Raw genomic sequence first — 20350 nt, 5'->3', positions numbered from 1 at the left:
TCAAACTCTCCATAATAGGTGAGTCGATTAGCTCGACTTTGTTGCTGGCGTCAAAAATTTTGACGTTTATAATGAACGGTTAAGTTCAAGTTTGTTTTCGATACCGACAGGTGTCGGCGGAAGAAAACGTTTTTTGCTTTGAGCACCGAAGTGCTGTCCGCATATTTCGTTGACGTTTTGCTGTTCAGTTTTCAAGGTTCATGGTTTTGGTAAAATTGGAGCGGGTGAAGGGAATCGAACCCTCATCATCAGCTTGGAAGGCTGAGGTTTTACCACTAAACTACACCCGCGTTATATAATTATTATAGAAAGTTTTTGGCGCGCCCGGCAGGAGTCGAACCCACAACCTTCTGATCCGTAGTCAGACGCTCTATCCAATTGAGCTACGGGCGCAAAATTTTTGGTGCGGCCGAGAAGAGTCGAACTTCCACGGGATTTCTCCCACTAGGCCCTCAACCTAGCGCGTCTGCCATTCCGCCACGACCGCTTAAGCAAGTTAAAGACAATATTTATTGTACAATAGTATTTTATGAAAGTCAAGATAAAAAATGGTGAGCCATGTAGGATTCGAACCTACGACCCTCTGATTAAAAGTCAGATGCTCTACCAACTGAGCTAATGGCTCATCTCATTAAAGAAAATGAAATTGGCTGGGGTACCTGGATTCGAACCAGGGCGTGACGGAATCAAAATCCGTTGCCTTACCGCTTGGCTATACCCCAAGAATAAAAATGGCGGTCCCGACGGGAATCGAACCCGCGATCTCCTGCGTGACAGGCAGGCATGTTAACCGCTACACCACGGGACCAGTTGGTTGCGGGGGCAGGATTTGAACCTGCGACCTTCGGGTTATGAGCCCGACGAGCTACCGTGCTGCTCCACCCCGCGATAATATTATTAGTTGTTACTGTATTTCCAACGCATTACTCATAATGGACATCTTCCTCGGCTAAAGCCTCCGTCGATGTTAATCGCTTTCTTCGTAAAGCGATAAAACATTACGTCTTCCACGCTTCGCTTGCGTCGACGTTAATCGCCATCTTCGTTTGGCGATTTGCTCCACCACTTATCATTCTTAAAGAGTTAAAGGGTTTTGCGTAAAGTATGTAAGAGTTAGAAGATAAATTAGTTGGTGACCCCTACGGGATTCGAACCCGTGTTACCGCCGTGAAAGGGCGGTGTCTTAACCGCTTGACCAAGGGGCCAAATAATGGCTCCGAAGGTAGGACTCGAACCTACGACCAACCGGTTAACAGCCGGTTGCTCTACCACTGAGCTACTTCGGAATAATGTTTGAATGTAATCGACTTTTCTTATTATAGTGACCTCATCCACAATCGTCAACCTCTTTTAGCGAATTAATCCAAACAAATATTATTCAACTTTTAATAATGCCCCTGAACACTTGCCACACCGATATTTTTGTATATTTAAACGAATTTTCCGTCTATATAATTGACCACATATTTTGCATCCATATGTATGCTGAATCTTGTTTACTCTTCTTTTCGCAACTCCTAAACTTGCACAAAATCGAGGTGCATTTGTTTGTTTCATTAATTCCCGGAAGTCCAAATCCCGATGTTTATATCCCTTTCCTTCTATATGTAAGTGATAATGACAAAGTTCGTGACGGATAATTCCTTCTAATTCATCTCTTCCGTGAAGCTGGAATGCTAGTGGATTGATTTCAATATGATGAGATCGCAGCATATAGCGCCCTCCTGTAGTTCTTAAGCGAGCATTAAAATAGGCTAAGTGCTTAAACTCCTTACCAAAAACAGTTGCCGAAATGTTTTTGACTAATTCGTGTAATTCTTCGTTATTCAAGACCATCATCCTTTACATTGTGTAAAACCTGCCCATTTTATACATCATGGGCAGGTTTAATAATCAATTTTGTTTTTCAGGCGAAAGCATGGTTAGTGAAATACGACCTTTGGATTTTTCAACTTGTTCAACCCAAACAGTGACAATGTCTCCTAGTGAAACTACGTCTAGAGGATGTTTAACAAATCCTTTTTTAAGCTTGGAAATATGAACAAGTCCATCTTGTTTTACCCCAATGTCTACAAAGGCTCCAAAGTCGACTACATTTCGCACTGTCCCCTGTAGTTCCATTCCACTCGCTAAGTCCTCCATTTGAAGAACATCTGTTTTTAATAAAGGCTGTGGGAATTCATCACGAGGATCACGAGATGGTTTCTTCATCGTATCTACTATATCTCGCAAAGTAATTTCACCAACATCCAATTTTTCACTTAATTCTTTTATTGGCAGGTCATTTAATTTGATTTCCGCTTCCTTTGAACCGATATCTGATTTAGTTAATCCTACAGTTTTCAATACTTCATCGGCAATATGATAGCTCTCTGGGTGTATACCAGTTGCATCGAATGGATTTTTAGCGTCCGGAATTCTTAGGAAACCAATTGCTTGTTCATATGTTTTTGCACCTAGACGCGGAATTTTTTTCAATTGCGCTCTAGATGTAAACTTGCCGTTTTCATTTCTCATTTTCAAAACGTTTTCGGCTACCGTTTTTGATAGACCCGACACATATTGTAAAAGTGAGGCAGAGGCTGTATTGATGTTAACTCCTACTTGGTTAACAGCTGTTTCTACTATAAATGTTAATGAGTCATTTAATTTCTTTTGGGATACGTCATGTTGATATTGCCCTACCCCTACTGCTTTAGGTTCAATCTTTACTAATTCTGATAGTGGATCTTGAAGTCGTCTCGCAATTGAAACGGCACTTCGTTGTTCAACTTGAAGATCTGGGAATTCCGCTCGCGCTGTATCAGATGCTGAATAAACACTGGCTCCCGCTTCATTCACAATAACGTAAGATACTTCTCGGTCTATTTGCTTTAAGCATGAAACGATAAACTGCTCAGTTTCTCTTGAAGCTGTACCATTACCAATGGCGATGATTGAGATTGGGTAGCGCTTTAAGACGTCTAAAATACTTTTCGTTGAAGCTGCTACATCCGCTCTTGGTGGATGCGGATAAATAGCCGATACTTCTTGAAGTTTACCCGTATCATCAACTACTGCTAATTTACAGCCTGTTCGATAGGCAGGGTCAACTCCTAGCACTACTTTCCCTTTCATTGGAGGTTGCAGTAAAAGATTTCTTAAATTCTCAGAGAAGATATGAATCGCCTGTGTTTCTCCCTTTTCTGTCAACTCTGTACGTATTTCACGTTCGACAGATGGTGCTATTAAACGTTTGTAAGAGTCTTCTATTGCTTCCATGACTTGTGGAATGCTTGGTGATGAACTATTTGAAGGAATCCATTCGTCACGCATTTTACTTAGGATTCGTTCAGTTGGAGCATTCAAGGAAACTTTCAAGATATCTTCTTTCTCACCTCGATTTAATGCTAAAACTCGGTGAGGTACAATTTTCTTTACCGGTTCTGCATAGTCGTAATACATTTCAAAGACGCTTTTTTCATCAGCCTCTTGTTTTTTCACGACCGATACTATGGAGCCTTCTGAACGCGTTAAGTTACGAAGACTTTCTCGAATTTTAGGATCGTCAGCAAATTGTTCCGCGAGAATCTCACGTGCCCCTTGCAAAGCCTCCTCAATATTCATGACTTCTTTTTCTTCATTTACAAAGTCTTTTGCAAGATCTTCAGGTTTTGTATTTGAAAAAGCGAATAGTAAGGCTGCTAACGGTTCTAGACCTTTTTCTTTTGCAATCGTCGCTTTCGTTCTTCTCTTTTGTTTGTACGGACGATATAAATCTTCTAGACGCTGTAAAACGGTAGCGGCTTGTATTGAGTTTGATAACTCATCTGTAAGTTTGCCTTGTTCTTCGATTAATCGTGTGACTTCTTCTTTACGTTGTTCTAATTGTTGTATGTATCGATAGCGATCTTCAACCGCTTTAATTTGCACTTCGTCTAATGAACCCGTTGCTTCCTTACGATAACGAGCGATGAAAGGAACTGTATTTCCTTCCTCAAGTAAGTTAATCACTTGCTGTGCTTGTTGGGGTCTTACATTCGTTTCTTTCGCAATTCGTTGCATCATTTGTTTTGCATCCATATGATTCACCCTTTCAGTGTTCCCTCTACATTTTATCACTAGGTAAACATTAAGTGCACTTCAAAGGGGAAATCTGTTTTTCAGTTTTCCTATTTGAAATAAAAAAACCCTCTCCGAATTACTGGAGAAGGCTTCCTGCGATGAATGTTGCATCATCACCATGTTCAATTGTATGAATTAAAGTTTGATGTAAATCGAATGCTCCAGAACTCTTTCTCATTGATTCTTTCGGATTGTTCATCACAACCCCATCAGAATGAAGTAAAAATAAGTCACCTGGTTTATAGATATATTTTTGAGTTCTAAGTTTTTGAGGTCTTCCTGATAAGTAACCCATTACTGGTAATGGGTAAATCATTTTCTCATCATCTCTACGTGTCATATAAAATTTGATGTTGCCGACGCAACTGTACTCGATTGTCTTAGCGGCAAAGTCCACCTTCACAATTGCAACTGCTGCACCTCTTTTGTGCATCATTAATTCGTTGCTTCTGAGGAGAAGTTCATCAATTGTTTCATGATGATATTCAGCTAAAATCATTGGAATGATTTCTGAAGATTGTCTTGCTATTGGACCATTACCTAAACCATCCGCGATGGCACATAAAAAGTACTGATCATTCATAAACGTAAAGTAAGTATCTCCACATTCATGGTTTCCTTCTTTGGCTTCTTGATAGACGAATACTTCTAGATACGGATGTCGGATTGAATCCATTATGATACACCACCAGCTGCTAATATCGCATCTTGCAGTTTTTTAATTGCCTTACGTTGTAATCTAGAAACATGCATTTGTGAAATGCCTAACTTTTCGCCAGCCTCTTTTTGGCTTAACTGATCAATATATGTATACTGAATCACTTCTTTTTCACGCTCAGAAAGGACACTCAATGCATTTGCCACTAACATTCTTTGATCTGTTTTCTCGTATTCGTCATCTTGTTTCCCAATGACATCAAACAAAGTAATTGTACTGCCGTCTGAATCCGACTCTAGGGAATGGTCCATTGAAAGAGCTTGATAACTCTTGCCCATTTCCATTGCTTCCAATACGTCATCTTCATCCACTTCTAAATACTCAGCAATTTCAATCACTTTTGGAGAACGTTGAAGTTCAGTTGTTAGTGTTTCTACGGCAGATTTAATGCGCGGACCAAGTTCCTTAATTCGACGAGGAACGTGCACCGCCCATGTTTTATCACGTAAAAATCGTTTAATTTCACCAATGATGGTTGGGACAGCAAATGCTTCAAACGTTCTACCAAAAGATGCATCATATCGTTTGATAGCACCTAAAAGTCCAAGCATACCAACTTGAACAATATCTTCGTGATATGACTTTCCGTTTGAATATTTTCGTGCAATCGATTCAACCAAGCGTTGATAATTTAAAACTAAATTAGTTTGTGCGTCTTCATCGCCATGTTCTTGATAAGCTTGTATCCATGTTAAGATTTGTTCTTTTGTTTGCTGATTAGGAGGAGATAGTTTCGACATTCTCTTCCACCTGCTCTTCTCCGACATACTTTGTCATGAATACTGTTACGCCTTCTTGGTGATGGACTTTTACTTCATCCATTAGCGTTTCAATCAAATACAGCCCAAGTCCTCCTTCTCTTAAGAATTCCACTTCTTGCTGTTCGTGGTAAGGACCAACTTTGGCTTTTGTTTCTTCGAAATTAAAACTTTTCCCATGATCGGCAACCATGATTTCAATGCGATCTTCGTATAAAGCACAACCAACTACAACTTCGCCTTCATCCACACCTGCATAAGCGTGTTGAACCGCATTTGTAATCGCTTCACTTGAAGCGATTTTCAAATCTTCAATGTCGTCATAAGTAAAACCTACGCGACTAGCTAAACCGGATATAGTTAAACGCGCTACCCCAACGTATTGAGGTTTTGCTGGAACTCTTATTTCTACATAATCGAAAGGTCTCATGACTCGCTACCACCTTTATCATCTGTTTCAATATCCATAATTTCACCAAGACCCGTAATATCAAACAATCTTTTTAGACGAGGCGATAATCCCGTTAGTTTCACATGACCTTCATTAGCATTCACATTTTTGAAGAATGCCACGATCACACCTAATCCAGTACTGTCCATATACGAAACATCTGACAAGTTAAGTTCGGCTTGTAAACCTTTTTTCAACTCTACAGTCGATAATTTTTCTCGTAGCATTGGTGCTGTAAATGCATCGATTTCTCCACTAATAAATCCTTTTACAAAATCGTTATCATTTTTAAATACAACTTGAATATTCATCTAATTGACACCCCGTCCATCTATATATACATCTAATTTCCTATAACTTACCATACCACTCGCTTGTCAGTTTCAAACATTCGAATCCGTTTTTTTATAAATTACAAGCGTAAAATCATCACGCAGTTCAAAATCCTGCATTTTTTCCAACTCTTTATAGACAGTATCTACTATCACTTGTGCAGGTTTATCTCTCAAAGAACTGATTAGAGATAAAATGATGTCTTGTTCAATAAATCCTTCTTCGGTTCTACATTCCGTCACACCATCCGTCATCATCACAACTAAATCACCGGCCTTCAAGGTAATATCATGTTGATTGTACGTGACATTAGGAACTACACCTAATAGCAATCCTTTGGCATGCAATTCCGAAAAAGTTTCGGTTGCTGAGTCGAAAAAAAGAGCAGGTTCATGACCTGCAGATGCATATGTAAAGACCGAGTTTGTTACATTATATCTGCCATAAAACATAGAAATGAACATATCATCATCTACACTTTTTTCAACAATACGGTTAATAACATCTAGAACGATTGCAGGATCAGTATGTGAATCTTGAAGACTATCCATCCCATACTTAACCATGGACATGCATAAAGCTGCCGGAATACCTTTACCGATTACGTCAGCAACGGCTACTCCAGCGTATTCAGAGTTATCACTTAGAAAATAAATATAATCCCCATTCATTTGTCTAGCTGGGACAGATATCATCCCTATTTCTAATCCATTTATCGTGGGAACAGTAGTCTTTAATAAAGTTTTTTGAACATTTGCTGCCAAATCCATTTCCAACTTCATCTCTTCTTGACGTTGAAGAAGGCTTTGATGTTCTTTAAGAGCAAGACCATAACGAATCATCATTTCAATTAACAAATCAAATGAATGCCAAACATTCACTGGTAATTCAGGTTGCATTTCCTCTAAAGCAGCTTTGTGAATACTGATCACGTCTTCAGGGGCAATGTTTTTTTGAATCAATTGACGGCTGAAATTTTGACCCGCATATAAGTTTTGCTCTGTTTGCCGCATAACATATTGACGCATGATTTCTTTATATTGCCGTTCAATTTCTTGAGGCATTTAAGCAAAACCTCCCTACCTAATCCATTTTGTCGCTTTTATAACTGTTCCTTCACCGAGAACAGTTTCCACTTTGAAATCGTCCATTAAACGTTTAACTCCCGGCATTCCAGCTCCTAAACCGCCTGAAGTAGAGAATCCATCCTCCATCACTTTTCGAACATCGGGTATCCCCGGCCCTTCATCTGATGCGATGATAATGATTCCAAACAAACCGCCTTCTGTTATACGTTCAATTTCAATTTTCCCTTTTCCCGCATATAAGTAAATATTACGAGCGAGTTCACTAATTGCTGTTGTGATACGCGCTTGGTCGACTGTGCCAAACCCAACTTCTTTTGCCTCATTTCGACCAAGTTGTCTTGCAGCAACAATATCCCACTCCGTTAAAATTTCTACAGAAGACTGATAACCCATTTCTAGGCCTCCAATTCTTGTTGGAGTTTTTCAAGACCATTTTCTAAGTCTAAAGCCGTCATTACATCTTCTAGTCTAATTCCTAATTCAATGAGTGTAATGGCCACTGCCGGTTGAATTCCAGTAATTACAACTTTCGCCCCCATTAAGCCAGACATAGAAATAACGTCACCTAATACTTTAGCGATAAATGAGTCTATGAAGTCAATTGGAGTTAAGTCAATGACAACACCTCTTGCACTAGTTTCATGCATTTTAGTTAATAAATCCTCTTGAAATTGGAGAGCAGTTTGATCATCCAATTCCCATTGAATAGATACGATAAGTACATCTTTTAATTTAAGTATGGGAATGCGTAAATTCAATCTTCATCCACCTCCACGATTTGACGATTAGTCCAAGCTAAAGCTTGTTCAACTCCACGTTGTAATGTGCTAGTTGTTGTGAAATCTTTTAAATTAATACCTAGAGTTACAATTGTTTGCGCTATTTCAGGTCTGATACCAACTAACATACATTTCGCTCCAACTAATCGAACAGCATCTGCCGCTTGAATAATATGATGAGCAACCATCGTGTCAACTACAGGTACCCCTGTAATATCTAGTAGTACTACTTCGGCACGATGCTTAACAACACCTTCTAATAAGTTTTCCATTATTAGTTTTGCTCGCTCAGTGTCGATTGTACCAACTAAAGGCATAACTGAAATTTTATCGAATACTGGGATTAATGACGCTGAAAGTTCTTGTAACGCAATTTTTTGTAACTGAACAGTTCGTTCCCAAGTTTTCGCATATGTTTCAACGATTCCGTCCCGCATTGGAGTAATCCAAGCAGCGAAAGTCATCACATATTCTTTCATATTATCTTCTCTAATCGTTCCATTCTCTTCAAGCATTGTATAGACGACTGTTGTAAAATGAGTAATTGCTTTCATAACAAATGATATTGACCAACCGAATCGAACGACTTTATTCGTAAAATCTTTTAATCGATTTTCATAGTTTGATTCGCCTTCATAAAGGTTTGAAATCATTAACTCTGCAAATTCGCGGCTCGTTTTATCGATTACATCTTGCGACATGATTTGGAAGAATCGTTCTTCTGAGTCATCCTTCATCATCTCTTGCCATCTTGATATGATTTCTTCTAAATTATCTTGAATGAATGTAGCCATCTGTTTATTCATCTAGTTCCAAAAGCCTCCCCGTGACAAATTTATATCTATTTTATATTGTATAGGAAAAATGAAAACTACACACGTTTTTTAATCCGATGTAAAAAAACACCATACGGTAGACAGTCCGTTTGGTGTTTTTTAGGGTTATGTATGATTAAAATTTAACAAGGCCCAGACTTATTTCTAGCGCCTCATCGACCGCATCCATCAAGACATCATCTAATTGTGTAATTTTATCAGTTAGTCGCGACTTATCAATCGTTCGCAATTGTTCGAGCAAAATAACGGAATCCCGTTCAAACCCATACTTTTTAGCATTGATTTCTACATGCGTTGGTAATTTTGCTTTTTGAATTTGCGCCGTGATTGCCGCAATGATGATTGTTGGGCTGAACCGATTTCCAATATCGTTCTGTATCACCAAAACGGGTCGAGTTCCACCTTGCTCAGAACCGACCACAGGCGATAGATCAGCGAAAAAAACGTCACCGCGTTTTACGTTCAAATTTTCATCCTCCGCTTACGAGACGCTCCACAGTATGCTCCGCTTCGTATTCCAAATGCAAGCATTCACTTGCGATGGATAAGTTAATATGCGACATCTCGACGTAGCCTTTAATCATGGCTTCTCGTATAAGATTTGGTTGAAGATGCTTACTTGTTCTTTTTGTGGAAATATAAACAAACTCTCCTGGCTCAGCCAGTTGTTGCTCTTTCTGCTCTACAAGATTGCGCACAATTTGTCTAGGAAGCTTAACTAAAACTTCCTTTGTCTCTTTTTTCTCATTCACAGCTAACACCTCCGACAAAACCCGTCCCTCTTTTCAATACTTTTTTATCTTACCATTCTAAAACGACAATGAGAAGACAAATAAGGAAAATATCTGACAATATTTTTTAGTTACGTCGGATGGTGTCGAATTTCAAGGAATATATACCCGAGGTACTCGTTCACTGATGATACAAGGGACCTCGTAGGATATGGTGTTTAGTTTTTCTGCCCATTCTTCTACATGAATTATTTCGTTGTCTTGTCTGCCTAAAAGAACTACTTTTTCTCCGATTGGGACTTCTTCATCTAAACGAATCATACATTGATCCATACAAATCCGACCGACAATCGGCACTCTTCTTCCACCAACTAAAACTTCTTGCCCACTTAGTCCCCTTAACAATCCGTCTGCATATCCTATAGGTAAGGTAGCAATCCATTCACTTTGTTGCGTACGATAGGTTGCACCGTAACTGATAGCAGTAGCTTCAGGCACACGTTTAATAAATGCAACTTCTGTATGCAAGGACATGGCAGGTGTTAAAGGAAACGGCAAAATTCCACTGACATATGCTGAAGGTGACAATCCATATAAAGAGATGCCGAAGCGAACCCCATCAAATAATGATTCATTCCTAATGAGTGCAGCTGCGCTATTGGCGGCATGCACCACTCTGGGCTTGTCATTAAATAACCGAAGGAAATTCTTAAATTTCGACATTTGTTCTTTATAATGGCTTTGATCTTCCTCATCCGCAGTTGAAAAATGAGTGAATACACCATCAAGTTCAATATCATCTCGTTGATGAATTAGTTGAAGGATGGACTGTAAATGATTTTCGGAATAAATCCCTAATCGCCCCATTCCAGTATCCATTTTTAAATGGATCTTCAGGCGATGAGATAGAGGCGGGATTTGGTTCATCCACATTTCATCAAATACTGTCACCATGATATTTAATTCAGCTGCGACACTAGCAAATGTAGGTGAAGATGCCCCCATTACAAGAAGAGGCGATTCGATGCCCTCTTTTCGCAACCGAATCGCTTCATCTGGAGTTGCCACCGCAAGCATACTCGCTCCTGCCTCCATGGCGACCTTGGATACTTTTACAGCTCCATGACCGTAGGCATTCGCTTTTACAACCGCAATAATCTCTAATGGCTTGTTTATATGCGTTTGTAGGTTCAGTATATTCATTTTTATCGCATTCAAATCAATTGCTGCAAAAGTTGGTCTATAAAAATCCATATATATTCCTCATTTTCAGATGCGACGAGCTGCAACTATATTTATTTCATATCTTGAGTGGTCATTGAACCAGCAACCATCATCATTTCTTCACGTGACATAGAGTCAGAAGCTAAATAGAATTGAACGCCATTTTGTTCCCACGTAATGGATTTATCCGTAATCGCACCAATCGCAAATCCTAAATCAGCCGGATCGCCTGGAGCAGTAACTGGCAACAGTGCACCATCCACGAAACTCACTGGAGATTGAATAATCGTAAACTCTTTGTCTCCACCATACGTTAAAATGACACGATCTTTGTTTTCGTTTTTCATTATTTTTTCATCTATCATCGTTACACTTTCCCATGGTATTGATGGGTAGTGTGTTTCAAACGTCGTTTTTGGTTCTTCCTTAGCTGTTTCATTGTCATCTGTTACATCAGTTGGACTGTCTGCTTTATATTCTGAAGCACTTCTTGACGTTCCTAAAGTAATCTTATCAAAAGTAATTAAAATTTGTTCTTCTTTTTGATCGTTCAAAATAGAAACTTTTGTTGGCAACAAAGTTTTTTTGCTTATATGAATCTTTTGAGTTGGCAACATTTTTTGGTGACTATTTCTTGTTTTCGTTTCAAATACATAAGAGGTTTTATTTTCCGTCATGACAGCGGCCTTATCTTCTTTGATGTCTTTAGCAAGGGAGCCGATTAAATATGCTTGGCTATTTTTTTCTGGCCATTCACTTTGAAACTTATAGGTTTTGCCTAAAGAAGGCGTTGTCACAAAGACTCCCTCTTTGTTTCTTACAATCGTTTGAGACATGTCTTCTCCAGATTGAGTCACTTTTACTCGATATAAATCTGGTTTCGTGTGCCATACATCCACTTCATAGAGACGTGGTTCGGACCCAGTTTTAATCTCCATTTTTGCATCGAGCTCATATCCTTTAGTGTCTACCCATTTGTTGCTAAGCTTTTTCAAAACATCCTCTTTGGAATCTGCACCACAAGCGGCTAATACAAACATCATCATCAATAACAAAATTCCTGCGGTTAAACGGCTGCGCACATCGGTTCATCCTTTCTCTTTTCGGTCCGTTGAGACATCTTATGAGAAAGGGACAGGGATTATTCAACCAAAACAACTTGAGCGGCAGCGAATTGTTTTGTATGTGTGATACTTACAAATCCGTTCACTTCATTTTCTTTAAAATAAAGTACAGGTTTACCTAATTCATCCGGTAATATTTCGATATCTTGAAAGCTACAATCTTTACCTATACCAGTCCCTAAAGCTTTCGCGAAAGCTTCTTTAGCTGCAAATCTTCCTGCTAAAAATTCGGTTCGTCGATGTTCAGTTAAAGAAGAAAATTTTTTTATTTCTTTTTGGGTTAAAATTCGTTCCACAAATTTTACGGTACGTGCATGAATGGTCCGTATTTTTTCTATTTCTGTCACATCTAATCCTATTCCAGTAATCATTACAGACTTCTCCTTTCAAAATAACTGAATTAAACGGTATAATACTATTCATACAAATAAGAGGTGGATACATGTTTACTAGAAGAGAAAATTTAAAACAATACATGCAATTTTATCCTGTGGTTTCCACACTAATTGCTTTGAATATCATGATCTATGTATTAACGATTTTACCTATCATTGGTGACTTTGTATTTTACTTTGGCCTTGGTTCAAATGCTTTAATTTCTGAGGGTGAATGGTGGAGATTCGTTACGCCAATGTTTTTACATGGCGGGTTACTCCATTTGTTATTTAATATGTTTTCATTGTATTTATTCGGACCTGAACTTGAAAAATTAGCTGGCAAAGTGCGCTTCCTTACAATTTATTTTATGGCAGGGTTGTTTGGAACAATGGTCACGTTTTTATTACAAGACCTAGCTTATAATCATGTTGGTGCTAGTGGAGCAATTTACGGTATTTTCGGCGCCTTCGCTGCATTGGTTTATTACGCAAGAAATACGATGCCTCAATTAAAAGGTATTATCGTTCCAATTATCGTTATCAGTGTTATTATGACATTTTTACAACCAAATATAAATATTACCGCCCATTTAACTGGATTAGTTGTCGGATTTTTAATTGGTTTAAGCTACTTCCATCCTAAACGAATCATTAGTTGGAAAATGAGAAAGAAATAAGGGATTGTTATTTGTCTTCTCTAAACAGGCAGGACTGTCTCAAAAGTCAATTTGTGACTGAGAGATAGTCCCGTTTTTGTGTAGGGATTTCCATTCCAGACGGACGCTTTCCGCGGGCATGGCTTCAGTCTCCTCGTCGCTTCGCTTCTCCGGGGCCTTCAGCTCATGCTATTCCCACCGGAGTCGCCGTCTTCCACTACAATCTACCGCCAAAAACAATTTAGAATTCACAAATGTTGTATACATAAAAAGGTGTCCACAAAGTAAATTTACATTACTTTGTGGACACCTTTTTACTTACTTATTTTTCGGTTCATACCACGTCATGATTTGTTCAGCATCTTCTAAGTTTAAATGCTCTACTTTAGCTGTAGCGCCTAATAATCCTGATTTGATGGTTGTTTCTACAGAAGCCAAAGCACTTCTTTTTTGAAATGGACTTTGTTTGATTTCAAATTTTTGCATCCGTTTTTTCTCTAAGATGAACGTATACAAACTAATTCCTCGATAACGTAAGGACAGTTGATTGCCCAAGATCGAAAATGCGGCTGAGCGGTGTTGCCAAATTCCAACAAGCATCATGATTGGAACGAGCAGCAATGAAAGTAACCCGTAAGGATAATAAAAATAGCTGACGGCACCAATTACAGGAATCATCCATATGAAATCAATTCGATAGTAGAACGGCTTTGCTTTTGCAGGTGAAGCAATCCAAGAATGATTTACCTCCACATTAGGGAAAAGTTCTTCAATATACTTTTTCACTTCACTCTTTTTTATTAATGGAAATAAACGAATCTTTTGGTCCTTTTCAGAAAGTGAACCACCTGCACTTTCCACAGTGACTGTGCAGTAACCAAATAACTGTCGGAGGGGATTTTCTACGATTTGTATTCCTTGAACGCGTCCAAGTGGAATCGTAATTTTTTTCTTCTCTAGTAACCCTCGAGTTAAAACGATTTGGTCACCTTCTTGCCATATCGTAAATTGATGATAGTTTAATGTTGTTAAAACCACTGACAATATCCACGTAATTAACAGAAAGACAAAGACACTTAGTGCGACCATTAAGACGCCAAATTTTAAAAACACAACGACTTCATCATAAATACGTTCATAAGGAATTAGTTCCGAGAATTGAGAAACAAATACCGCTAAACCTGATAGTACGACCCCTATACCTCCAGAAGTTGTAGCTAAAACGAGTAATTCTTTACTAGTCATTTGGTAGATTCTCTTCGTTTTAACTGTAGATTCTTCCAAAGACATTTCTTCTTCAACTAAATGTGCTTCGCTTAATTTAGATGAGGATTTTCTTCTTTTGGCATCGGCTAACTCTTTTTCAATCCGACTTGCTGCACTTTTTGTAATAGCTGTCAGTTCAGCCTCAGCTTCATCAGAAACACCAGAACCCGCAGTTTCTATTTTTAATTTAACTAGTTTAAACGGGCGATGAAAGATACCCTCTGTATAATTGACACTTTGAATACGCTCAAACGGAATGTATCTTTTCTTTTTCACAAATAAACCATATTCAATACGAAGTTCGTCGTCCTCGAACCAGTAAACAAAACGCTTCCATTTGATAATTCCACTTGTTAAAACGAGCGTTAAAACAAGCGCACCAATGATATACGGGATATAACTTGTCCATCCCCCTTCCCCTCCGCCTTGAAAACCATTTGCTACAAAAACGATAACGAACGGGAAGATTAAGTCCTTCAATCCTTTTACAAAATTAATGACGGCAGAGATGGGATGAAGTTTAAAACGCTCTTCAGACATCATCTTCAGCCACCCTTGCCAAGGTAGAGATTCGAGATCTAAGTTCATCTGCCTCGGCCGTTACTAAAGCAGGAATCGTATGACTTGTCGCAGCAGTAGAAATCGTAATAGATGCTAGGTCGTGCTTTCTTAAAATTGGACCTTGTTCCGTATCAACATGTTGAACTCGAACCATCGGGACCAACGTCCGTTTAACCACAAACAACCCATGCTGCAATTCAATTTCTTCTTCTCTCACTTCATATCTCCAACGCAACCATCTCAGCTTTGGAAATAAATAAATGAATATGTATCCATATGCTACCGGAATCACAATACTTACTATGTAAATCCACATCGGTCCTTCAAGCCACCAATTTAATGCGCTCGCACCAATCGCTAAAAGAACTATTATAACAGTGTGCATGACACCATATATCCTCCACACTTTTAACCCTTTAACTGAAATTCGATTGACGGGTTCATTTCTCATTCAAACACCTTCTTTCTCTATGCATACGATATTACAGGAAAAATGTTTCATTATAAATGTGATTAGGATATTTTTTGGATATTAAATTACGTGTAAACACTTATTTAGGAAAGCTTGCTCTTTCATCTGTCTATCTTTCTCTTTCAACAGACAATCTTTCTCTCTCACATTGATATCTTTCACTCAATTTCATGTTTCATGCGCTTTTACCCAATTATTTACCAATTTCCAGCATGGATTTAGATTAACTTGATTGAAATAGATGGTGGTTGGTTATTTCCTACGCTTTCCGCGGACGAAACGCAAGCCCTCTCGGCTGTTAAAAATCTATGCTCCTGCGATTATTCGTTGCCTGTGGAGTCTCGCGTATTTCGTTTTTCCGCAGGAGTCTTCAGTAATAGCCAACCACTTTCCTCCAAAATGGTTTGTAGAGGCATGCATGTTTAAGTATTTTTTTAGTAGTCATGCCGCTGAATTAAATTTGTAGTTGGCAGTTATAAAATCAATTGTGTTTATCCTTATATGAGTAAAACGCACATTGTTATATCTATTTTTATACCGATTTCTGTTGATTAAAATGGAGGCGGCGACTCCAGCGGAATCAGCAAGAACTGAAGACCCTGGACTGAGCAACGCGAGGGAAGCGGCTGAAGTCTTGCCCGCGGAAAGCGTCCGCAGCAATGGAAATCAACATAATTATTTGTCAACAATCTGAAGAAGTAGTATGCACTGTTTTTTCTCAAAACAAAAAAATACCACAGTCGGTTAGGACTGTGGTATCTGAAATTTAATTTAGCTTTCACGACGTGAAGATGTACGTGGACGTCCACCTTTGCTAGTACCTTGAGATGATGAAGAACCATCACGAGGACCGCTACTGCGACGTGATCCACTACGATCATAACCGCGACTAGAAGAACCTGATGAACTACGTCCACCACCACCACTGCGATTGCCTTTATAGCCTCCGCCGCTGCGTCCGCCTCCGCCCTCTTTACGAGATGGCAATGGGCGTTCTTCAGAAATTGATACCGGTGTATCACTTGGCTCACGAGTCATTGATTTTAATGCTGCTGCAATAATATCAACTGCTTCATGTTTTTCAAGTAATTCCGTTGCGAATGAACGGTAATCACCAATATTGTTTTTGCTAACCATTTCAGAAAGTGACTCAACAGCTAGACGTTGTTGACCAACTAGAGCCTCATCAGAACTTGGTGGGCGTAATGGTGACATACGTTTTTTCGTTGTTTCTTCAACGATACGTAGGTAACCCATTTCACGTGGAGTAACAAAAGTTACTGCCACACCACTTTTACCAGCACGGCCAGTACGACCGATACGGTGAACATAGCTTTCTGGATCTTGTGGAATATCGTAGTTATAAACGTGAGTAACGCCTGTAATATCAAGTCCACGTGCCGCTACGTCAGTAGCAACTAGGATGTCAATTTTGTTTTCTTTAAATTGTTTTAATACAGACATACGTTTCGCTTGGCTTAAATCACCATGAATACCTTCAGCAATATAACCACGGATGCTTAATGCATGTGATAATTCATCAACGCGGCGTTTCGTACGACCAAAGATGATCGCTAATTCCGGTTGGTGAACGTTAATTACGCGAGACAAGATATCGAATTTTTCACGCTCATGCGATTTAACGAAAAATTGTTCGATGTTTTCAACTGTCATTTCTTTTGATTGGATCTTAACAATTTCAGGGTTTTTCATGAATTTCTCTGCAATTTTTTGGATTGGTTTTGGCATAGTTGCTGAGAATAACAACGTTTGACGTTCAGCCGGAACACTTTCCATAATTGTGTTGATGTCTTCAATGAAGCCCATGTTTAACATTTCATCCGCTTCATCTAAAATAAGCGTTTGAACGTTATCCAATTTCAAAGTACGACGGTTAATATGGTCTAAAAGACGACCAGGTGTACCCACGATAATATGTGGATTGTTTTTCAATGCACGGATTTGACGTCCAATTTCTTGGCCACCGTAAACAGATAAAATTTTCACACGTTTGTCTTGACCGATTCGGTAAATTTCTTCTGAAACTTGAATCGCTAATTCACGAGTTGGTGCAATAATTAGACCTTGAATGTTGTTGTTTTTAGGGTCAATTTTTTCAATTAATGGAATACCAAACGCAGCTGTTTTACCAGTACCCGTTTGTGCTTGACCGATAATATCGCGGCCTTCCATACCGAATTTAATTGTACCTTCTTGAATCGGTGTTGCTTCTTCAAAACCCATACGTTTTACGGATTTTAATGTTGATGCACTAATATTTAATTCTGAAAAATTTGTCAAAATTTAATCTCCTTTTTCTTTACATTTGACAAATGGTTACATTTCAGATGAAGTTGCGGCAAATTCGAGCCTATACGAGGAACGTTTCCGTTACTTAAAATTCTCTGTAGTTTAATCAGAGGGGACTTATATTTAAAGGAAAGCCCGGTCTTTTGCCGAGCGGTTCGATCAGAGGGAAGCATGTTGGAAAACGCAAAATACACGTTTTCGAAAGCGGCCAGTTTAACATCCACTAAACGAGCGTTTAATGAGTTTAGGTGCGACTCGCAGTTTTGATAATCTTAACAAAACATCCTACCCTTAAAAATTGAACAAACCGTTATGTTCAAAAAAAAGTCCTCTTCAACAAGCGAAGAGACTTTACAAAATGTATCCATTGCTCTAAACACTTTAACATGATTTGCCACCATATGCAATTAATCAGCCACAGTCACAATTATTAGTTTTCTCTTGGGGTTGTAGAAATAACATCACACGTTCGAACCAATCTTCACAGTCGTCGCTATAACAAATATGGTGTTTTCCGCTTTCAGATATAATCAATTCTTTTTCAGTGCTCCCTAGATTTTCGAATAAGTATTCCGCTGTCGCAAATGGTACGATGCCATCCTTTCGACCCTGAACAATACATACTGGCGTTTTAATGGAGGCATAATAAGGCTCGACCATTTTCACGATCCGTAAAAATTCAATGGTTGCTTTAAGTGGGGTGTGGGTCAGTTTATATTCATATAAATGATAAAATGTATTCGTCGCTAGCTTTCGGTGTAACATGTCAGTCATGATATCTTTGACATCTTCTAATAGTTGTCCACCACTTATATATTTTGCAGCTGCACTTAATAACACCACACGGTCCACTTTATAACGCTGTGCTAAATATAAGGCGATTAATCCTCCCATAGAGAAGCCTACAATAACGACTCGATCCACTTCTTTTTGTAATAAACGAAGTGCTTGCTCAGCCTCCATCATCCAATTCTCAGCTGTCATTTTTTTTAAAGAAAGTGTAGGACCATGACCGGGCAATGTCGGTGTTTTGACAACCCAGTCTGTTTTAAGATTGAGGAAATCCACAAATGGTTGAACTTCATATGGACCACCAGTAAAACCATGTATGCACAACACTCCTGTTTTCATCTCCTACACCTCTTCTCAACTAGTATGATTCATTCTTTCATAAACCATGTGTTCAAATTTCTTTAAAAGGTTCAATCACTTTTTCTAATGCCATGCCTCGAGACCCTTTAACTAAAATCATGCTATTTGACGAGGTTTCTTCACGTAATTTTTGAATAATTGGTTCGTAATTAGTCTCTGACCACAACAACCGATCTTCTGGCCAGTCATTTTGTAGATCTTCATATAAGTGCTTCATTCTAGATCCATATAAACAAATTCCTTGAATTGATTCTATAGGAAGAAACTTAGCTACTTCTTGATGGAATTGCTTTTCATTGTCACCTAATTCCAACATATCTCCAAGGACAACCCACTTCTCTGGGCGAATTTTAGAATCCGTTAAAAATTCTAAAGCTGCTTTCATGGAAGTTGGAGCAGCGTTATAGGCATCGTTAATAAACAATGCTTCATTAGACGCTGGAATAACTTGCATCCGCATGTCTGTTAAAGACACTTGCGCTAACGATTGATGAATCTGCTCACTACTCAGCCCCGCTTCATGAGCAATTAAAATCGCGACTAAAGCATTCTTCACTTGATGTTTACCGAGCACAGGAATGGAATACGAACCTGTCAGCAATCCTGTTACATCAAACTGACTCCCTTTTTCAGTCGCTTGAATATTTAAAGCAGAAAGAGCATTCGTTTGTTCATATCCAAAGGAAACTGCTTCTCCCTCAAATGTTTTGACAAACGGCTCCAATAAAGGCTCATCTCCATCAAAGAAAAGTTTGCCACCCGTTTGAAGACCTTCCACTATTTCAAACTTAGCTTTTGCAATTCCAGACCTTGAACCCAAATCTTGCATATGTGCTTCACCAATATTCGTAATCACTACATAATGAGGTTCCGCTAAATGGGATAAGAACTCAATTTCTCCAAAGCCACTCATACCCATTTCTAATATGGCAAATTCGGTCTCTTCGTCTAAATCTAAAATCGTTAAAGGTAAGCCTAAATTATTATTAAAATTACCCGCTGTTTTTTGAACGCGGAAAAACGGAGATAATACACCCGCTACTAAATCCTTTGTGGATGTTTTACCGTTTGACCCTGTAATTCCAATGAACGTCGCTTGATGTTCCGAACGATATAATCTAGCCATTTGTTGCAACGCTTTTTCGCAATCTTCTACTAAAATAATAGGTAGATCACTAGGCGGATTGGGCTCATCACTTTGCCAAAGAGCTGCAGAAGCTCCTTGACTAAAGGCTTGTTGCACATATTGGTGACCATTTACACGTTCCCCTTTAAAAGGAATGAATAAGTCACCAGGGTGAAGCGTTTTGGTATTAATAGATACCCCAGTTACGATTACGTCTAAATGTTGATCTAAATCTTTTTCTAACCACTTAGCTATTTGACTTAATTGTTTTTTCATTTATTCCA

Annotated in this window: 21 protein-coding genes and 9 tRNA genes; 1 reads left to right on the top strand and 29 read right to left on the bottom strand. The window is 38.8% G+C overall.

The window, feature by feature from the left end:
* Positions 1–216: 216 nt before the first annotated feature.
* The 24 genes from ACHUE4_RS05200 to acpS form a co-directional block, all read right to left on the bottom strand.
* Positions 217–290: transfer RNA gene (locus ACHUE4_RS05200), tRNA-Gly, on the bottom strand.
* 26 nt (positions 291–316) lie between these two features.
* A tRNA-Arg gene (locus tag ACHUE4_RS05195) sits at positions 317–393 on the bottom strand.
* 8 nt (positions 394–401) lie between these two features.
* Positions 402–487 (bottom strand) — tRNA-Leu (locus ACHUE4_RS05190).
* Positions 488–549: 62 nt separating this feature from the next.
* A tRNA-Lys gene (locus tag ACHUE4_RS05185) sits at positions 550–625 on the bottom strand.
* A gap of 22 nt (positions 626–647) precedes the next feature.
* Positions 648–722: transfer RNA gene (locus ACHUE4_RS05180), tRNA-Gln, on the bottom strand.
* 10 nt (positions 723–732) lie between these two features.
* Positions 733–808 (bottom strand) — tRNA-Asp (locus ACHUE4_RS05175).
* Positions 809–811: 3 nt separating this feature from the next.
* Positions 812–888, bottom strand: a tRNA-Met gene (locus ACHUE4_RS05170).
* 242 nt (positions 889–1130) lie between these two features.
* Positions 1131–1205, bottom strand: a tRNA-Glu gene (locus ACHUE4_RS05165).
* Positions 1206–1211: 6 nt separating this feature from the next.
* A tRNA-Asn gene (locus ACHUE4_RS05160) sits at positions 1212–1286 on the bottom strand.
* Positions 1287–1374: 88 nt separating this feature from the next.
* Positions 1375–1830: a SprT family protein gene (locus tag ACHUE4_RS05155; RefSeq protein WP_394188313.1), complete on the bottom strand. Its 456-nt coding sequence runs from the start codon at positions 1828–1830 to the stop codon at positions 1375–1377.
* Positions 1831–1893: 63 nt separating this feature from the next.
* Positions 1894–4062, bottom strand: a complete 2169-nt coding sequence (locus ACHUE4_RS05150) for a Tex family protein (RefSeq protein ID WP_394188312.1) — start codon at positions 4060–4062, stop codon at positions 1894–1896.
* Between the two features lie 118 nt (positions 4063–4180).
* On the bottom strand, positions 4181–4780 hold the full coding sequence (locus ACHUE4_RS05145; RefSeq protein ID WP_394188311.1) for a PP2C family serine/threonine-protein phosphatase: 600 nt from the start codon (positions 4778–4780) through the stop codon (positions 4181–4183).
* Positions 4780–5562, bottom strand: a complete 783-nt coding sequence (gene sigB / locus ACHUE4_RS05140; RefSeq protein ID WP_394188310.1) for an RNA polymerase sigma factor SigB — start codon at positions 5560–5562, stop codon at positions 4780–4782. Before sigB ends, ACHUE4_RS05145 begins: the two co-directional genes overlap by 1 nt.
* Positions 5540–6010 carry an anti-sigma B factor RsbW gene (rsbW, locus tag ACHUE4_RS05135; protein WP_394188309.1) on the bottom strand — a complete coding sequence of 157 codons (471 nt, stop codon included), beginning with the start codon at positions 6008–6010 and terminating at the stop codon, positions 5540–5542. Before rsbW ends, sigB begins: the two co-directional genes overlap by 23 nt.
* Complete coding sequence (locus tag ACHUE4_RS05130) at positions 6007–6342, bottom strand: anti-sigma factor antagonist (protein ID WP_394188308.1); 336 nt, start codon at positions 6340–6342, stop codon at positions 6007–6009. The genes rsbW and ACHUE4_RS05130 overlap by 4 nt, the downstream gene beginning before the upstream one ends.
* A 72-nt stretch (positions 6343–6414) precedes the next feature.
* Complete coding sequence (locus ACHUE4_RS05125; protein ID WP_394188307.1) at positions 6415–7428, bottom strand: PP2C family protein-serine/threonine phosphatase; 1014 nt, start codon at positions 7426–7428, stop codon at positions 6415–6417.
* 15 nt (positions 7429–7443) lie between these two features.
* Positions 7444–7845 (bottom strand): anti-sigma regulatory factor, encoded by a 402-nt coding sequence (locus tag ACHUE4_RS05120; RefSeq protein ID WP_394188306.1) that lies wholly within the window; start codon positions 7843–7845, stop codon positions 7444–7446.
* A gap of 2 nt (positions 7846–7847) precedes the next feature.
* Entirely contained in the window at positions 7848–8210 is a 363-nt protein-coding gene (locus tag ACHUE4_RS05115; RefSeq protein WP_394188305.1) for an STAS domain-containing protein, read from the bottom strand.
* Positions 8207–9037 (bottom strand): RsbT co-antagonist protein RsbRA, encoded by an 831-nt coding sequence (locus ACHUE4_RS05110; protein WP_394188304.1) that lies wholly within the window; start codon positions 9035–9037, stop codon positions 8207–8209. The genes ACHUE4_RS05115 and ACHUE4_RS05110 overlap by 4 nt, the downstream gene beginning before the upstream one ends.
* A gap of 145 nt (positions 9038–9182) precedes the next feature.
* Entirely contained in the window at positions 9183–9533 is a 351-nt protein-coding gene (locus tag ACHUE4_RS05105) for a type II toxin-antitoxin system PemK/MazF family toxin (RefSeq protein WP_394188303.1), read from the bottom strand.
* A 4-nt stretch (positions 9534–9537) separates the two neighbouring features.
* Positions 9538–9819: a transcriptional regulator gene (locus ACHUE4_RS05100; RefSeq protein WP_394188302.1), complete on the bottom strand. Its 282-nt coding sequence runs from the start codon at positions 9817–9819 to the stop codon at positions 9538–9540.
* A 132-nt stretch (positions 9820–9951) separates the two neighbouring features.
* Positions 9952–11052 carry an alanine racemase gene (gene alr / locus ACHUE4_RS05095; RefSeq protein ID WP_394188301.1) on the bottom strand — a complete coding sequence of 367 codons (1101 nt, stop codon included), beginning with the start codon at positions 11050–11052 and terminating at the stop codon, positions 9952–9954.
* 41 nt (positions 11053–11093) lie between these two features.
* Complete coding sequence (locus ACHUE4_RS05090) at positions 11094–12104, bottom strand: LolA family protein (RefSeq protein WP_394188300.1); 1011 nt, start codon at positions 12102–12104, stop codon at positions 11094–11096.
* Between the two features lie 59 nt (positions 12105–12163).
* Positions 12164–12517 carry a holo-ACP synthase gene (acpS, locus tag ACHUE4_RS05085; RefSeq protein WP_394188299.1) on the bottom strand — a complete coding sequence of 118 codons (354 nt, stop codon included), beginning with the start codon at positions 12515–12517 and terminating at the stop codon, positions 12164–12166.
* A 71-nt stretch (positions 12518–12588) separates the two neighbouring features.
* On the opposite strand from acpS, the gene ACHUE4_RS05080 reads away from it, so the two are divergent.
* Complete coding sequence (locus ACHUE4_RS05080) at positions 12589–13200, top strand: rhomboid family intramembrane serine protease (RefSeq protein WP_394188298.1); 612 nt, start codon at positions 12589–12591, stop codon at positions 13198–13200.
* Between the two features lie 297 nt (positions 13201–13497).
* On the opposite strand, the gene ACHUE4_RS05075 is transcribed toward ACHUE4_RS05080, so the two are convergent.
* From ACHUE4_RS05075 to ACHUE4_RS05055, 5 genes are all read right to left on the bottom strand, one after another.
* Positions 13498–14985, bottom strand: a complete 1488-nt coding sequence (locus ACHUE4_RS05075) for a PH domain-containing protein (protein WP_394188321.1) — start codon at positions 14983–14985, stop codon at positions 13498–13500.
* Positions 14978–15457, bottom strand: coding sequence for a PH domain-containing protein (locus tag ACHUE4_RS05070; protein WP_394188297.1), 480 nt, complete (start codon positions 15455–15457; stop codon positions 14978–14980). The genes ACHUE4_RS05075 and ACHUE4_RS05070 overlap by 8 nt, the downstream gene beginning before the upstream one ends.
* Positions 15458–16249: 792 nt before the next feature.
* The gene (locus tag ACHUE4_RS05065; RefSeq protein ID WP_394188296.1) at positions 16250–17779 is read right to left on the bottom strand and encodes a DEAD/DEAH box helicase; all 1530 of its coding nucleotides are present in this window, start codon (positions 17777–17779) and stop codon (positions 16250–16252) included.
* Positions 17780–18199: 420 nt separating this feature from the next.
* On the bottom strand, positions 18200–18919 hold the full coding sequence (locus ACHUE4_RS05060) for an alpha/beta hydrolase (RefSeq protein ID WP_394188295.1): 720 nt from the start codon (positions 18917–18919) through the stop codon (positions 18200–18202).
* Between the two features lie 52 nt (positions 18920–18971).
* Positions 18972–20342, bottom strand: coding sequence for a UDP-N-acetylmuramoyl-tripeptide--D-alanyl-D-alanine ligase (locus ACHUE4_RS05055; protein WP_394188294.1), 1371 nt, complete (start codon positions 20340–20342; stop codon positions 18972–18974).
* Positions 20343–20350: the final 8 nt, after the last annotated feature.

Origin of the sequence: Paenisporosarcina quisquiliarum, from assembly GCF_043641925.1 — a bacterium.
GTDB classification, from domain to species: domain Bacteria; phylum Bacillota; class Bacilli; order Bacillales_A; family Planococcaceae; genus Paenisporosarcina; species Paenisporosarcina quisquiliarum_A.
The sequence above is the reverse complement of the archived record's forward strand: the minus strand, read 5'-3'. Positions and strand labels throughout refer to the sequence as shown.